The 16205-nt window shown below is 67.4% G+C and carries 13 protein-coding genes; 5 read left to right on the forward strand and 8 right to left on the reverse strand.

The window, feature by feature from the left end; translation table 11 throughout:
* Nucleotides 1-249: 249 nt before the first annotated feature.
* On the reverse strand, nucleotides 250-1518 hold the full coding sequence (locus HUT10_RS10360; RefSeq protein WP_176170986.1) for a pentapeptide repeat-containing protein: 1269 nt from the start codon (nucleotides 1516-1518) through the stop codon (nucleotides 250-252).
* On the opposite strand from HUT10_RS10360, the gene HUT10_RS10365 reads away from it, so the two are divergent.
* Nucleotides 1517-1729, forward strand: coding sequence for a hypothetical protein (locus tag HUT10_RS10365; protein ID WP_176170987.1), 213 nt, complete (start codon nucleotides 1517-1519; stop codon nucleotides 1727-1729). The two genes, HUT10_RS10360 and HUT10_RS10365, sit on opposite strands and share 2 nt — an antisense overlap.
* A gap of 550 nt (nucleotides 1730-2279) precedes the next feature.
* On the opposite strand, the gene HUT10_RS10370 is transcribed toward HUT10_RS10365, so the two are convergent.
* The 5 genes from HUT10_RS10370 to HUT10_RS10390 all read right to left on the reverse strand — a co-directional run bounded on the left by HUT10_RS10370 (nucleotide 2280) and on the right by HUT10_RS10390 (nucleotide 4942).
* Nucleotides 2280-2744, reverse strand: coding sequence for a hypothetical protein (locus tag HUT10_RS10370; protein ID WP_176170988.1), 465 nt, complete (start codon nucleotides 2742-2744; stop codon nucleotides 2280-2282).
* 183 nt (nucleotides 2745-2927) lie between these two features.
* On the reverse strand, nucleotides 2928-3518 hold the full coding sequence (locus tag HUT10_RS10375) for a hypothetical protein (protein WP_176170989.1): 591 nt from the start codon (nucleotides 3516-3518) through the stop codon (nucleotides 2928-2930).
* Nucleotides 3519-3522: 4 nt separating this feature from the next.
* Nucleotides 3523-3939, reverse strand: coding sequence for a hypothetical protein (locus tag HUT10_RS10380; protein WP_176170990.1), 417 nt, complete (start codon nucleotides 3937-3939; stop codon nucleotides 3523-3525).
* 111 nt (nucleotides 3940-4050) lie between these two features.
* Nucleotides 4051-4254, reverse strand: coding sequence for a hypothetical protein (locus tag HUT10_RS10385; protein ID WP_176170991.1), 204 nt, complete (start codon nucleotides 4252-4254; stop codon nucleotides 4051-4053).
* 328 nt (nucleotides 4255-4582) lie between these two features.
* Nucleotides 4583-4942, reverse strand: coding sequence for a zinc-binding dehydrogenase (locus HUT10_RS10390; RefSeq protein WP_254896804.1), 360 nt, complete (start codon nucleotides 4940-4942; stop codon nucleotides 4583-4585).
* 665 nt (nucleotides 4943-5607) lie between these two features.
* Here HUT10_RS10390 and HUT10_RS10395 point away from each other — a divergent pair.
* The 4 genes from HUT10_RS10395 (at nucleotide 5608) to HUT10_RS10410 (ending at nucleotide 15001) form a co-directional block, all read left to right on the forward strand.
* Nucleotides 5608-6750, forward strand: a complete 1143-nt coding sequence (locus HUT10_RS10395; RefSeq protein WP_176170992.1) for a hypothetical protein — start codon at nucleotides 5608-5610, stop codon at nucleotides 6748-6750.
* A gap of 1079 nt (nucleotides 6751-7829) precedes the next feature.
* Nucleotides 7830-8477, forward strand: a complete 648-nt coding sequence (locus tag HUT10_RS10400) for a toll/interleukin-1 receptor domain-containing protein (protein WP_176170993.1) — start codon at nucleotides 7830-7832, stop codon at nucleotides 8475-8477.
* A 77-nt stretch (nucleotides 8478-8554) separates the two neighbouring features.
* The gene (locus HUT10_RS10405; RefSeq protein ID WP_254896805.1) at nucleotides 8555-10747 is read left to right on the forward strand and encodes a tetratricopeptide repeat protein; all 2193 of its coding nucleotides are present in this window, start codon (nucleotides 8555-8557) and stop codon (nucleotides 10745-10747) included.
* A 1431-nt stretch (nucleotides 10748-12178) separates the two neighbouring features.
* Nucleotides 12179-15001: an NB-ARC domain-containing protein gene (locus tag HUT10_RS10410; RefSeq protein WP_176170994.1), complete on the forward strand. Its 2823-nt coding sequence runs from the start codon at nucleotides 12179-12181 to the stop codon at nucleotides 14999-15001.
* A 248-nt stretch (nucleotides 15002-15249) separates the two neighbouring features.
* Here the strand turns inward: HUT10_RS10410 and HUT10_RS52175 are convergent, their stop codons facing one another.
* Together HUT10_RS52175 and HUT10_RS49935 are read right to left on the reverse strand one after the other, a co-directional pair.
* Nucleotides 15250-15861 (reverse strand): sulfite exporter TauE/SafE family protein, encoded by a 612-nt coding sequence (locus HUT10_RS52175; RefSeq protein WP_217709577.1) that lies wholly within the window; start codon nucleotides 15859-15861, stop codon nucleotides 15250-15252.
* Nucleotides 15862-15919: 58 nt separating this feature from the next.
* Nucleotides 15920-16078 (reverse strand): hypothetical protein, encoded by a 159-nt coding sequence (locus HUT10_RS49935; protein WP_217709578.1) that lies wholly within the window; start codon nucleotides 16076-16078, stop codon nucleotides 15920-15922.
* Between the last annotated feature and the right edge of the window lie 127 nt (nucleotides 16079-16205).

Here is a 16205-nt window from a genome sequence, read left to right on the forward strand (position 1 = left end):
CGCCGCACCTGTCCATATCCTTCCGGCACATCCTCAGGACAACGGCTATCGGCCGCAGCCAGCGGTGTGCGTTGCAGGAGCCCGATATACGCACTGCGGTCGTCGAACTGGTCCAGCGAGGGGAGGCTGGACCTGCTCAGCCCGGTCAGCGGGTCCGGTCACCGGCCGCGCCACGCGGCCTTCATTGATCTGCCGGCGCAGCGCCCGTCGCACCAATTGTGAATGTATCCGGCGGAGTCGACAACAACGTTAGACTGCGCCTTCTCTCGGATCGGAAACGTCCTCATCACACAGTGATGCGTACCGCTCAATTGGATTGAAGGCAAGCCCCATCCGGGTTGTCCCGTCGAACCTAGACTCACCGTTGAAGGTCGCGTCGTCGAAATCCGCAACGTCGGCGAAGGTCGCCTTCCTGAACGCGGCAGTGCCAGTGAAGGTCGCCTGGCTGAACGAGGCATTACTGGTGAAGGTCGCCTCGTTGAACCCGGCACCGCCTGTGAAAGCCGCCCCCCTGAATGAGCCGCCACCATTGAAGGTCGCCCTGCTGAACCTGGCGTCGACAGCGAAGGTTGTCCGGTCGAACTGGACATTGCCGGCAAAGGTCGAGTAATCGAACCAGGCGTCGCCGGTGAAGGTCGCCCTGCCGAACCAGGCGCCGCGAGTGAAGGTCGCCTGGACGAACCAGGCGGCGCCGGTAAAGGTCGCTCCGTTAAAGGCTGCTGTGGCCATTGTGCAGTTATTGAAGGAGAAGCCGATGAGGGTGGCGCCGGTGAGGTCAATCTCGATGTCGTGCCAGAAGGTATCCATACCGGGGAGAAGATGGAACTTCAGGATGCGTTGGGCGGTAAGGCGAACCTCGCGTTCTTGCAGTTGGTTCTCCCGGACGTGGGCCCCGCCGACGACCGGAGTGAGGGTGCGGCGGACAGCGGTCGATCGCAGCAGAGGGCGTCGCACGCCCAGCGGACGCGGCCCGCTGGTTTCCGGAGGCGGAACGTAGGGGTTGCGCAGGTAGGCACAGATCACGTTGACAACCGTCTGCCGCTGGCGCGGGTTGTCCTGGGCAACCCGTTCGAGCGCGTAAAGGCCGCCGTGGCGGACCGCAGCCTGCGGGGAACCGAGCTGCTCGACGGCCTTGAGGTACAACTCGGTCAGTCGCCGCTCGGCCGCATCGTGCTCCTGATGGGCAAGGGTACGTTCGCGGTTGTCTAGGTCTGCCTCGGTGGAGTGCTGTCGGCGCCAGGACAGGTACAGCGCGACGACACCACCGCTGCCGACCGCCACACTCAACCCGACCTTCAGCGCGTCCAGCCTCGCGGAAACCAACTCGGGGCCGTTGAGCCCGGCTGTCGCCGCCCACCACAGCACCACGACCGCTCCCGCAGTGAGCACAGCAATCACAGCCGCGGTGAGCCACATGATCCTCGGCGACAGCTCCCGCAGCCGCGCCCGCTGCGTCGCTGTGTCGGAGCGCGGCAGGGCAGGCAGTCGCGGGTCGGGCCGGGAGGCATCGTCGGGCATGTTCATCTATGTTGCCGGTGCCGAACAGGTTGTTTCAGGCCACCTCGAGCAGGCATCGATCACCGCTGGTCGTGATGGTCCGAATCTCTGGCGCGAAGCCGGCGCGGCCGGGGACGGCGGCGGCGTGTCGTCGGTCACGTTTGTTTACGTCGCCGGAGGCAGTCCGGATGTTGCAGACGCGCGCGGCCGCTACCCGGCAACGCGGTCATGACCAGCAGTGCACAACTCTGCGAGACCTGCCGCCTCATCGAAGCTCGTGACCAGGCGGAACGACGTCTGTCCGAATGGACTCACCTCGACACGGCGGTCCAGTATCCACCCGCTGCCGCGCCACAGCAGGGACTCGTGCTGGTCGTGCGGCCGCCCGGCGCCGACAGCCTCACCGGACACATCGACCTGCGCCTCGACGGCGCCCTTACCGGCACCGCCACCCATCACTTGCTGAACCTCCTGCCGGAGTGCCACGCTCGACTATGTCCAGGTTGCCGCCGGGTACCGCCGGCTCGGCTACGGTCGCACCCTCGTCGCGGTCGCCCGCGTGCGCATGCCCGGCTACATCTGGACCGCGCCACTGCCGGAGGGCGGCCTTCCGCGCGCGTCTGCCGTACCCACGAGCAGCACCAGCGTGCGTTCACCAACGGGACCGCAGCGCCGGCTGACCTGTCCTTCCCTTCTGCCGCCAGTGAGTCCTGGCGTAGGTAGCCCCGAGCGGCTTCGCATGAGCACAGGTCAGAGCCGATGGGTTCAGCCGATCGGGTCGCTCACCCCGAAGCATCGTCGGCCGCGCGAGTATCCGCGAAGTCGATGAGCACCTGGTGTAGTTCGGCGACGTGGACGTAGCGCAGCTCCACCGTGCGGTCATGGACCCGCGTCGCGGCCTCGACGACGGGCCCTGCGATCGTGACCCAGCTGTCCTCGCTCCGCGGGTGACTCCATCGGCCGAGGTCGATGTTCACCCGGCCGATGAAGTCGCAGTACAGGGCATCGCCGAGCACCTGGTCGAGTGTGGCGATCACCGGGCCGACGTCAGTGATCTCGAACTCGAATCCGCGTTCGGCCGACGCCTCCTCGACGTCCAGCTGGGGCAGCGTCACATCGTCCGGCACGGCATGTGCGGATCTGGGTGCGGTGTCTGCGGGCGCGGTCCGGCGAAGACGGGCGCTGTCGGTGAACATCTCGACTGCCCAGTGACCCATCTGCGAGGTCGGCTTCAGCAGCACGCCCACGATGTCCCCCCGTTACCGAGCTGGCTAGATGTGTCCTTCCCGCCAGTGTGGAAAAGACCGGCCGGGTAGCGGCACGTAAACCGAGGCAACCACCCGAGAGGGCGGATCCATGCAGACGGTCCGGTCAGTCGTAGATCCCCTCGACCGTCCACTGTGGGTTCTGGCCGATCGTGACGGCCAGGATCAGGGCTCTGTTGCGGTCAGCGGCCGAGTCGGCGAGGACCATCTGTACCGGGCTGCTGCTCCCTGCGGGTGTCCCGCGTGCACGGTCGGACGGTGCAGCCACGGTCCGGCCCAGCTGATCACCGGAAGCGCTGGCTCGCCGTCGACCGCGACCGTCACCGGCCGCGCAGTCAGCTCCCCACGCATGGTGCATCCGACCTCGCGCCCGGCGGCGCCGTGAACGACCGCCGGGACTGCGCGGCGCGGGACTGTCGCCGGCAACGGCGCCGGCAGCCGGCCCGGCCACGGCGCGTCCGCGGTCACCGCGGTCCGGGGATCGCCCCACGGGATCAGACGAACCCGCTCGGCTGGACTCCGGCCGCCGTCCAGCAGCGGAGTGAGCACCGCCTCGGGCCCGAGCAGCCCTTGGATGCGCACCATCGCCCGGCCAGCGCGCTCGGCGGCGTCGGCGTCGCGGCCCATCGCGCCCAGCTGCAGCTGCAGCGCCTCGCCGCCGACCAGTTCCTCCGGCACCAGCCGCAGCCGGATGATCCCGGAGCTCGGCCGGTCGCCCGGGTTCGACGTGAGCCAGCCTTCGCACTGCCAGCGCACCCGGTCAGCGGTCGCGGAGAGGGAACACCAAGACCGGGCGGAGCCGTGGATCTGCGAGAGCGACCGGGTGGTACAGGTAGAAATAGCCGGGAATCAGCAGCAGGCCACGGCCGTCGAGGTGCAGGTCTCGGTCGACGGGGTAGCCGACGGTCAGGATCGGCCACTGCCAGTGCACGTCCGGTCCGAGCCGCCCGAGCAACCCCTCCGGACCGGTCCGCAGGTAGCGCTGGATCCCTGCCGCGCACTCTGTTCGCAGCCCCTGATCGACCACCTGCAGGTACGGTTCGACGAGCGCCTTGAAGTACAGGTGCAAGGACCGCCGCAGATGCCGCAGGGCTCCCGGCTTGCCGCGGCCGAGGTCGTCCAGCCAGCTCGCCGCCGCACTTCCGGTCGGCCGGATGCGGCGGACCTCCGGCGCCAAAGCGGCTCGGCCGGGTCACGAGCACCGCGTCGACACTCTCGTCGATGTCGGACACATCTACTGCGGGAGTGAGGAAGTCCGGGAAGTAGGTCGCGTGCGGCGCCACCGTCATCAGGGTCGACACGGCCGCCCCAGGTCGCCGTCGCGGCTCACCCGCTCCCGCACCCGACGGCGCCAGGAGTCGAAGGGCAGCCCGCCCTCCGCGTGCTGCAGGACCTGCGCGCTGCCGACCAGCTCCCACATGAGGTCGATCTCCAGTTTCAGCCGTGTTCGCGCGATGTCCGTATCGGTGAAGTGAATGCGCAACTGCGGCACGTCTCCCCCGGGATCCCCTCGCGCCGGCCGCAGGTGCGGCCGGCCTTCTGGACGTACTCCTCCACCATCATGTTCTCCGACCGTCCTCCGCCGTGACACCCCGCGGGCGAGTTTTCCGCAGAATCAGCCCATAGGAGCAAAGCGGACATACACCCCCGACGCGAGTTTTCCGTCGCGGGACGCTCCGCTGCTCCGGCTGCGGCCGGGCGGAGGTCCCGTCGCTGCCGAGGCCGAGCACGCAGTCGTCGACCGGGACCAGCGTCATCACTCCCTCGTAGCTGACAGGTTCGCGCGGGCCGGTCGCCGCACAACGGTTCGGCGGGGCGTGTCAGGTCACCTTGATGACGACCTTGCCCGCGGTGTGGCCGTTCTCGACGGTGGCGAGGGCGGCCGGGGCGTCGGACAGCGGGTGGACCGCCGTGATCGGCGGCGCCAGGAGCCCGTCGAGTGCCAGCCGGGCGGCGCGGTCCAGGTTCTCGCGGTCGAGGCGGCGCTCGACGAAACGGCCGCCGATGTGGGACACGGACTGGTCACCCACGGCGATCACGTCGCGGGGGTCCCGTGCCAGCGGGGCGACCGTCCGCAGCGAAGGGCCGCCGACCAGGTCGACGGTCCCGACGAAGCCGTCGGGGGCCAGCTCACGGGCCGCGGCGACGACGTCCTCCGTGGTGTAGTCGACGAACCGCACCCCGACGGCTGGTGGGTCGTGGTGGGCGCCGAATCGTGGTAGCCGGCGTGGGGTGGGCGGCGACCAGCTGGCTGCTCGGCGAGGCCGACCAGGCTGGCGACGCGGACAAGCGAGCGGCGGCGAGGGTCGAGGCGATCAAGACCGACCATCGCGACGAGCAGCCGGGCGGCGGGCGCCGTCGATTCCACTCCATGGCCCGCAAAATCGGGGGCAGCCAGCTAGGCGAAGGCGCCGTTGCGCGAGGCGACCTGGTCGATGCCGGCTTCCTCGTTGCGTGTCACCAACAGCAGGGCCTTCACGCCGCGCGCGGAGACGCGAGTCGAGGTAGGTGCGCATCCTGAGCCGCAGATGCGCACGGCCGGGGACCATGCCGTCGATAGCCTCGGTCACCGTCAACGGCAGGCCGACCAGGAACGAGATGCGCCCGGCCCCAGGTGTTGAGCTGTTGTGACGCGAGGACGCCGGACACTGTCGGAAAATTTCCAATACCCACTTGGGTGAACTGCGAAAAACCCTGTAACGCGTGGGGTTTTCTTGCGACACCATCAAAAACGGCCGTACAACAGCCCCTCGGCCGATGAAAACACATGACAAGTCGATGCACGCAGCATCGCAGCGGAATGTTGACTAGCGGTGCAGCGAGCAGGTTTGAGAGGTAAATGCTCGTGGCGATCGAAAATGCGTGCGCAATCAATGGCTGGAGTGCAATATCTTCCGCGGCGACGAACTCGCAGCTAGCCGGATTGCTGGCTGGCTTTATTTTCACCAGCGTGACCATTCTTTTTAATCGAAGAAGCATCAGCAGTACGCGAACCCTGATCCTTTTTGCACCAACCTTTGTTGTTCTAGGCTTCGACAGCTACCTCTTTAGCATGCTCACGGGCGGAACAACAGATCCTCTGTGCGATCGACTCTGGAGCCAGTCGATGCCCGCCAGTGGAATGCTGGCAGTCGGCGCTACCGGCGTCGTTAGCGGAATTGCATGGCTACTCGCCGATCATGCCAAATCCAGAATGTTGCGCCACAAGCAAAGCGAACCTTCAAAAGAAAGTGGCATATCAAATTTGCACAGGATTTCACGATTCATGATCTACGGTGTTTCCGTAGCAGTAATGCTGCTCTTGTCTGTAAACTGCCTTGATTACCTTAGAATCCTCAAGATATTCGACCCAAAGGCTATATGGCTCGTGTCATCCTCGCCCGTTGCAGTACTGGTCTGCACTCTCACCTTGGGGTGGGCTCGAACACTGCGCAGAGGCGCAAAGACGAAAGGTGCCTCGTTGTCGAGCGCAGCGACAACCAAGGCCTTGTCGGGAGCCGCATTTGGCACTTTGACGTATGCAGTCGCTGGCCCCGTCTTCGCCGGCGCGTTGACGATCCCGAACTGGCCGACACGCACACCAGGCATCGTTGTGGCAATTGCAATGTCACTTGGTATCATCATTCCCGCTCTTCTTATAATCACTCTTGCATTAGCAGCTCCACCAGTGCGACAGAAACCAGACAATGTTAACAGAGATTCGAATCAATATTCGATCACCATAAACAGCTCAGTCGCCGATAAACTTGACATTCTGACCGAAGTCAACATGGGTGCAGGCCTGGGATATCAGGTCGAACCTGTCAATGCGCGCAAGGATCGATATCCCGACGCCAGCCGCGAGGCTGCGCCATGGCGCGTCGATATCCGACTCGCGTCTGCGGCTGCGGCAGTCTTGGGGATGCTCATGTGGGCGGTGTCGTGGATCAATCGCCGCCCGAGCGAACCGCGGACTACACACCGAAAGAGAAAAAGTCCGGGTCGCTAACGTCAGGGCTTGCGGACGACCGCACCGGTGATCAAGCGCCGCGCGGAGTCGAGTGGCATCAAGTGCGGCCCGTCCGACGATCAATTCGCCAGCAGCACAATCCTCAGCCCCAACAGCTCCAGCCCCGGTAGCAGGCCGTCAATCTCGGCGTCGGTCCGCGCGCTCTCACTGACGAGGGACCCTTTCGGCACGCGTTCTTCACCTCGCCGTCATTGGGCAGCAATCTGCGTCCCGCCTAGTCGCTCTCGGATTCTTGGCGGGCAGCTCTGGCGTTAGGTAACGCTCGCGTGGCCGTCAGCGTCGAGAAGTCGGTTGGCTGCCGATGAGCGAGTAGCTCCACAGCTCGGACCAGTGATGCGATCGACACACTTCCGCGCTGAGCTGAGGACACCGTGCTCTTTTCTGAGCCCGATCAGCGGTCGCTCCACGGGTGCGCGGCGCTAAACTCGTCGAACGCAGCGTTCAGCTCCGTGTCGCAAGCTACATGATTCACAACGATCGAGGATGCGGCGGCAACACCGGCAGCGTCGAGGACTCCGGCGACCGCATGCACGATCGCCGCGTATTGAGCTGGCGGCACGTCTGACGGCAACCGCACCCGAAACTCCCGCGATTCCACCTGCTCCACAATGCTTGTCGCCCACACGCGACACCAAGCCGCGACTGAGTGGATCGCGCAGGCGGTCGCCGTTGTCGAGCACACCGGCATAGGACGTCGCGCCGGTCAGGTCCGGTTCCTGGGCTTCTCGGGTCGCTGCGCGGTGTCCGGCACGTCGTTGTCGACCGACAGTAAGGCTGACCTGCCGTGGCACGGCGAGCTGCGACGGCCAGATAGTTTGACGCGAACTTCCGCCGATCGCGTCGAAATATCTGACCTTTTTCATCGAGGTCCTCGCTGGGGGCCGGGCTGTCGCCGACGCCTCGTAGTCGCATGTAGATAGGCTCAGCTGTTGGTCAAATAGTGGACAGTTCCTACCCGCTGAGGTTGCCAAGCGGCATATGCATGTGTGGTGGGGCATCCTGATCGTCGGCAGCTGGCCAACACAGGACAGGTACGGATGGGAGCCGCCGTGGGCGGGGTGTTCATCAACTACCGTGGCGACGACAGCCGCGCCATGGGCGAGCTGCTCGACCGCGATCTCGCCGCGACGTTCGGCCGGGAGCAAGTGTTCCTGGACTGCTACTCCATCCCGCCAGGTGCCGACTTCGTTCAAGAACTGATGACACGAGTCCGGTGCTGCCAAGTTTTGCTGGTCGTGATCGACCGCGACTGGCTAACCGTCACCACACCTGCCGGCGGTCGACGAATCGACGACCCAGCTGACTGGATCCGCGGCGAGATCGTGGAGGCATTCGCCGCCGGAGTCCGAGTGGTACCAGTTCTGGTCGACGACACGGACACGCCCACCGAGGAGCAGCTGCCCGCCGACCTGCGGGCACTCGCGCGCTGCCAGGCCGTGACCGTGCGCCGACGTCATACCCGCTTCGACGTCAGCGCCTTGATCCACCAGCTGTGTGAAGTCGAACCCACACTCGCCCCGGCGGCCTCAAGCGCGCCGAGCGCCCAGGACACGACGATCACTGACGCTCCCGGGCCGCGCGGCGTGAACATCACCGGCGGCGTGCACGGCACCGGAGCAGGAATCACGATCGGTGCGGCCACCGGCGACCACTTCACCCTCGGCACACCACCGCCTTCTGCGCAGCAGCCGCACAACCCTCGCTAGCCGACGCGGACCACGGGCACACCGCGTCGGCGGCCGACCCGCCCCACCCCGGCACCGCCCCGGACGCCGGCGCCGTGGTGACCACGAGCATTCACGGAGACCTCGTCGCCACCGATCACGGTGCCGCCGTCGGTGTGGTGCACGGCAAACTGAACCTGCACCCGCCACCCCCGCGACCCGCGCCGCCCATCCCGCGGCAGCTGCCCGCCGCACCGGGACTGTTCACCGGCCGGACCACGGAACTGGCCCGCCTGGACCGCGCCCTGACCCACGCCGCCGCACCGCAGGGACCAGGCACCGACACGCGGGAACCGACCACCGCAGCCCCCACCACCGGCCCGGCACCTGCGGCAGCGACGGTGCTGGTCTCGGCGATCGGCGGCGCCGGGGGCATCGGCAAGACCTGGCTCGCCCTGGCCTGGGCATACCGGCATCTGGAGCAGTTTCCCGACGGGCAGCTGTTCGTCGACCTGCACGGCTTCAGCCCCACCGGCGAACCGGTGCAGCCGGCGGTGGCGGTGCGCGGGTTCCTCGACGCCCTGGGCGTCGAGGCGAACCGGATCCCCACCGACCTCGACGCCCAAGCGAGGCTCTACCGCAGCCTGGTGGCCGGGAGGCGGATGCTCATCGTGCTGGACAACGCCGCCACCAGCGACCAGGTCGCCCCGCTACTGCCCGGCTCGCCGTCCTGCACGGTGCTGGTCACCGGCCGGCATCGGCTGGCCTCGTTGATCGACCGGCACGGCGCCTGCCATCTGCCCCTGGACGTCCTGTCCCCCGGGGAGGCCCGCGGCCTGCTGGTCGCCCGCCTGGGCGCCGACCGCGTCGCCGCCGAACCCGAGGCGGTGGACGAGCTGATCGGGCTGTGCGGGGGCCACCCGCTGGCGTTGTCGATCACCGCGCGCACCGCCGGCACGCGCCCCGGCGTTGCGTTGGCCGAGGCCGCCGCCGAACTGCGCGACCTCGGCCTGGAGGCGCTCGACCACGACACCGACCCGGCCGCCAGCCTGCCCACCGTGCTGTCCTGGTCACTGCGCGACCTCACCGACGAGCAACGACGTGTGTTCGCGTTGCTGGGCATCGCCCCCGGCCCGGACACCACCCCGCCCGCCACCGCCGCCCTCGCTGCTCTGCCCGCCCATCTCGCCCGCCGGGCGCTGAGCGGGCTGGAGAACGCCTCCCTGCTGGAACGGCGGCCGGACGGCCGCTACGCGATGCACGACCTGATCCGCCGCTACGCCACGGACACTGCCCACACCACCCTGCCCGAGGACGTGCGGGAAGCGGCCCTGACCCGGGTGGGGGACTTCCACCTGCACACCGCCCACGCCGCGGACCGTCTCCTGGAACCCCACGGCGCGCTCCTGCCGCCCGAGCCGTCCGCGCCCGGCGTGCATCCGCACCCGCTGCCCGACCCCGCCGCGGCGATGGCCTGGCTGGACGCCGAACACGCCACCCTGCTGGCCACCCAGCGCACCGCCGCCACCCTCGGCCACCACCACACCGTCTGGCACCTGGCCTGGAACCTGCACACCTTCCACCACCGGCGGGGACACCGGCACGACACGGTCACCACATGGCAGGCCGCACTGCACGCCGCCGACCACCTCTCCGACCCCGCCACCCACAGCCGTACCCACCGGAACCTCGGCAATGCCTGCGCCCGGCTGGGCCTGCACGAACAGGCCACCACCCACCTGGAGCAGGCCCTGAACCTGGCCCTGCACCACCACGACCCCACCGACCAGGCCCACACCCACCAGGCACTCGCGATGGCCTGGGGACGACGGGGGGACGAGCGGCAGGCCCTGGAGCATGCCCATCGCGCCCTCGACCTCTTCCGCGCCCTCGACCTGCCAGTGTGGGAAGCCAGCTCGCTCAATCAGGTGGGCTGGCACGCCGCGCGCCTGGGCCGGTTCGACACCGCCCGCGAGCACTGCCGGGCCGCCCTCACCCTGTACCAACACCACCACGATCCCGACGGCGAGGCGAACACCCTGGACAGCCTGGGCTACATCGCCCACCACACCGGCGACTACCACCAGGCCCTCGTCTACTACCAATCCGCTCTCGCCTTATTCCGCGGCATCGGCAACGCCTACGCGGTCGCGGACACCCTCGACAGCCTGGGCCACCCCTACGCCGCCCTCGGCCGGCATGCGCAGGCCCGCACGGTGTGGCGGGAGGCGCTGGAGCTGTACCGGGACCAAGGCCGCGACGCCGACGCCGAGCGCGTCCAACACCAACTCGACGACCTCGACCACACCTGAACCACGACGCTGCCTACCAGGCAGCTACCGCTGTCACGGCCGAGACAAGGCGCCAGCATGGCGAGCGGGTCGCCCAGCCGGGCCTCTCCACGAGGGAGGCCCGGCCATGTCGTCATCCCGGCTGGCCGCCGAGCGCCGCCGCGGCACTCCAGGTGGGGCTGAGCCTGATTCCCACGCGCTTTGGCGTCCGCTGGTCAGAACGTGTTTTCTGAAACTGCATGAACCCGAAACGGTGCGCCATATCCATTAACAGATTAAGAAGTTCGATCCTGCAAGCGATCGCGCCCTGGCACGCGGGCCGCAATCGCGTAGCACGACCAGGATATGCGCGGCCACATGAATGCCGAAGTCGTCTCCCGCGAAGGAGGTCAGTGTCGACGGGGCCACTTGAACGGCCACGACGGCCGAACTGCGCGAATCAGCACTGCAAGGTCACGAAGCCCTTTCGTATCCCCAGTCTTATGCACGATGAACGCCGCAAGCCCGAGCGTCGCAATGAAGGCAATTAGGGTGCACAGCGTGACCATGAACAACAGCAAGTCGACTCCACAACGGTGTACACCAGCCCCGGTGCTGGTGTCGTCGGTCGAGTTGCATGCAGTTGGGTGATCCACGGCCGGGCAAGCAAACCAGAGATGAGCAGCAGTCCGGGAACTGCTCGGTGGCTGCGGCTAGGCGTGCAACCTGCACCTGTTCGTTGTGGTGCTTCTGGCGAGTCCCCGAAGGGGGAACGCGAATCGGTGATACGGGCGTGGAGCTTACCTGTCGTCCAGAAATACCTCAACGACAGCCCCAGCCTCCGCTCGGACGGTCGGAGCACGAAGCTTCGTCGCCGCGTCCGGCCGGTGGGCTGCTCAGGTCGCCATGCCACCGAGGGATCGACCGGCAATGCCCGAGGCTTTCGCCGGCAGCCTGATCACTGCGAGTGTCACACCGAGGGCGTCGATGAACTGCGCCCAGACACAGCAGGACAGCCCCGCGTCCGCGCATCCGTTCAGCCTCCTCCGGTGCCGAGGCGCTCAACCGGCTCATCCAGCCTGGCGACGCCGAGCCTCGGACCGACGCCGCACGGCTCGCCAGATCCCGGCAGCGGGAGCCGCGCTGGCAAGCGCCAGGGCCGTCCCGGCGGGCATCGACAGAGCGACGACTACCAGCTCACCGCCGAACACCACCGCCCCGGCAACGAGGACGCGTACTAGGGCCAACGCGTTGCGGGTGCGGTCCGCGGACTGGACTGTCCACCTGATCAGGTCGGCCACCGAAGTCGGTTTCATGGTTTACAGCAAGCCATGCCGACGTCCACGGATCCAGGATCCTGATGGACTCCGAAGCACCCCGAACGAAGCTGAATAATCCTGAACCGCGAGAGTAACGCTCGAAGACCGATGCCGACATCCAGAACGACGGCCCTGCACTGCCGAACGGACGACCGTGGACCACCTCAACACCTCCAACACGCTGTTTGACGACCTCGATCCCACATCGGCACGGTCGCCCGAGACCTTCGCCGGCATGCTGAGAGACGTCCGGCAGCGGGCCGGCCGGACCTACGCGGACCTCTGCAAATCGACGAAAAGGGCTGACCGGCCGCTCACGCAAGGGACCCTGTCCGCGATCTTCAGCGGCAAGCAGTTGCCGACCGTCGGCCAGGCCGGCCAGATCCTGACCGGCTGCGGACTCGCAGAGCCCCAGGTCGCGCGCTGGATAAAGGTCCTGGCTGACCTGCGGGGGCAGGCCGACAGGACCGACAGCGCGCGGACCCGCGCCGTCCTGGGAGCCGTCGAAGAGGCCGAACAACGCGCCGATGACCTCGCCGCGCGCAGGGCAGAATTGACGACCCTCCTCGCCGTTGAGGAGGCGAAATGCCGCAACCTCGAACGCGAGTTGGGGCAGCTGCGGAAGCGGCCGGACCAGGCTCGTGGCGTCGGCGAGCTGGAGCTGCTGCTGCGACGCGAGCGTGCTTACAATGACGAGCTCATCGGCGAGCTGGTGACGACGACCGGGGACCTCGCGGCCTTGACGACGTCCAGCCCGCACGGCTGCGGCCTGGACCTGCCCGGCCGGGGCCGACGTTGTCCGCTCCCCGCTGTGGATCGCATCTTCGTCGGCCGGGACAGCCTATTGGACGCCATCGGAGCCCCGGGCCTGCTGTGGTTGTCCGGGCGGCCCGGTGTCGGCACATCCCAGGTTGCCATCCACTTGGCCCACCGGGTCGCCGCAACCCACGACCGCGCTCTCTACATCAACCTCCGTGGCATGAGCCCGGGCCACCAGCTCAGTGCGCGCGAAGCCGCACACGACCTCCTCGACGCCCTCACCGGGTCACCGTGGTCGCGCCATGTCGATGAGGCCGCGCTCTACGAACGGCTTCAAACAGTCCTCGCCGCGGCTGACGTTCTGCTCGTCCTCGACAACGCACGCGACGCCGCGCATGTCGCGCCCCTCCTGCGGGTCACCGGCACGAGCACCGTCGTCGTCACCTCCCGCCAGCGAACACAGGACTTTACCAACACCGCGATCCACGTCCCGGTCCTCGCGAGGACGGAGGCTGTCACTCTGCTGGCCCGCTTCGCGCCCACCGCCGACTCCGCGGTCCTCGAACGCATCGCGGAGTTGTGCGACGACCTCCCCCTCGCCTTGCGTATCGTCGCCAGCCTGATCGTGGGCAGACCCGAGCTCATCCCCACGGTGGCACGCAGTCTCGAAGCCGAACAGGAACGTCTAAATTACTTGTCCTCTCCCGAACGAACAGTGCGCAGCGCAGTTCTCCTCAGTTACCACAACCTGGCACCGGACGTCCAGCTCGCAGCCCGTTACCTCGCCATCTCCTTCGCTGCAGTCAGCGACATCGCCGAGATGGCGTACGGAAGGGACAGCGGCGAGGCACCGACCGCGCTGCAACTGCACCGAGTGGTCGACGCGAGCCTCGCCGAATACTCAGTCACCGACGACGACGTCCTCATATTCTCCGTCGCGCCGCTGATCCGGCTCGTCCTCGTCGAATGCTCCGCTCGCGAAGACGAGCCGGCTGCCATTGCCACCTTCCAGGCACGCACGGCCCGGCATATGGCGAATACCCTCGCCGCGGTGGTCGAGCGGCAGGACATCGTCGTCGACACCACCCGCGCCCGCACCGGATTGAGCGCCGCCTCTGCCCACCAGTGGTGGGACATCGCCGAAGACCTCGCACGCAGCTTGATCCACCTGCACGACGGACTCGGCGACCTGCGCACCCTCGCCGAGGTCACCGACATCCTGGTCTCAGCACACCTGGCCAACGGTAAACCGGACTGCGCCGTCGATGCGGCGCTCGAAATCGCCGGCACCCTGCGGCTCAGCGCCGCTCACCGTGTCGACGCCCTCGCCTGGGTACAGCGTGCCGCGAAGATCGCGCAGGTCCACCAGCTACCGACGCGCGAGGTCAAGGCCAGGATGACGACCAGCCAGATCGCAGTCCAGCTGGCGGACACCGAAACCGCCCTGCACGCCGCCCGCGCTACGCTGCCCCTGCTCGAAAGCGCCCTCACCGAGGGCGAGGCGATCAATCCGCTGATCAACATCGGCAAGCTTCACCTGTTCTGCGAGCAGTTTTCGGAAGCCGAACGCTACCTCCGACGCGCGGCGGAGTTCGCGGAACGGGCGGGCGACGTAAGAAACCGAGCCGCGTCGGAGTTTGCCCTCGCGCAGTCGCTCGGTGGACTGAATCGCGCCGCTGAGGCGAAGCTGGCGTACAAAAAGGCATCCATCCTGTACGTCGCCACCGGTGAGTCCGACAATGCGGCCGTGGCCCAAGAAAACATCGCTGATCTCTGCGACGACCTTCACGACGAAGTAGCGGCGCGAGCCCAAGCGGTCGGCCATTGGCGAGAGACAGCGGACCACGGACGACTCGCCGCAGCGCTGGTAAACCTCTCGGCGCTGAGCTGTTCCACCGGTCGGCTCGACGTAGCCACAGCGGCGCTAATCGAAGCGGATGGCTGCGCGCTGGAAGACCGCTACGACCTCGCCCACGAGATCACGGTACGACTGGCCGCACTGGCGCGGCTGCGGAAACAGCCGCTCGACCCGCCGCCCGACCGGCCGGGAGCACATGAACTGATCATCCGGGCATGCCGCAGCATCTCCGTCAGCGGCGATACGGAACAACTCACCACTCTGCTGAGCCATCCCGTGTTGAATCCCGACGCGTCCTACGATTTCTGGCTGTTTGACGGCCCGAGAACTCCAGACAACCCGACAGCGCTCGAAGGGTAGGTCCACCACGCCGCTGGGGGGCTCGGTAAGCCAGGTGATGATCTCGGTGTTCCAGCCGGTCCATTGGAGTAAGGCGTCGCACGGCAGCACGATCGCGACGGTGATTGAACCGCCGTTGATGATCTCCCTGCTCGAGACGATCGGAGCCGATCATGTGCAACTTCGTTGCGCATCTTCTGCAGAAGGCCGCCAACCTGGGCCACTCTTCCGTCGCGGTGACCGAGGACTACCTCGCCGCGGCCGACACCCTAGTGGTTGTGACGGCGTGAACTGACCGCGGATGTACGTTGTTTGTGACCGCGGTCGGCGGTCGTTTGCTTGATCAATGTCGGTGAGAAGTGGCCGTGGTCAGAGGCCGGCGAGGAAGAGGGCGCCGGCGACGATGAGGCCGAGTTCGACGAGCAGGACGAAGACGCGTTCGCTGATCCGGCCGACGATCTTCTTGCCGGTCCAGGCGCCGAGCAGCGTGGCAGGGGTGAGGGCCGCGCCGAAGAGCAGGACTTGGCGGGTGAGCAGGCGCCGGCGCTGTGGGTGGCGATCTTGGTCAGGTGCATAGTCAACGCGCTGGCTGCTTCGGTACCGATGTAGGCGCCTCGGGTCAGGCCGAGGGCGAGGAAGAACGGCGCGGTCAGCGGGCCGACCGAGCCCAGCAGCGCGGACCCGAGTCCGGAGGCGGCGCCGACGAGCGCGAGTGAGGGTTCTGCGGGTGGGCGTGGCCGGCGTTGCAAACATCGCCAGACGACGACGCCGATCAGGAACAGACCCAGGAGGCGCTTGAGCGGGGCGAGCGGGGCGTGGGTGAGCAGCAGGCCCTCGGCGACCGCGAAGGGGATCGCGCCGAGCGCGAACCAGCCGATCACGGGCCGCGCAGCTCCCGCCGGTTGAGCCAGACGCGCGAGCCGTTGGAGGACAGCTGAGTCAGGGTAGCATGGGGACTGCGACGCGCAGGCCGAACAGCGCGGTGAAGACCGACATCAGCAAGGCCCCGCCGCCGAACCCGGCGACCGCGGAGAGCAGGGCCAGCAGGAACGCGGCCAGTGAGGCGGCGAGCAGGGTGGGCAGCAGGTCGACCAGCACGAGGTCCAGCCTGCCAAGCCATGGGGAGCGCGTCGGGCGGCGGGGTGGGGATCCTGCCCGCTCTCCGGGTCCCTTTGCGGTGCTGATCGTGCTGGTCGCGGGTTTCAGGCGGTGGAGTTCTGGGTGC

It is taken from the genome of Amycolatopsis sp. Hca4, assembly GCF_013364075.1.
Classification (GTDB): Bacteria; Actinomycetota; Actinomycetes; order Mycobacteriales; family Pseudonocardiaceae; genus Amycolatopsis.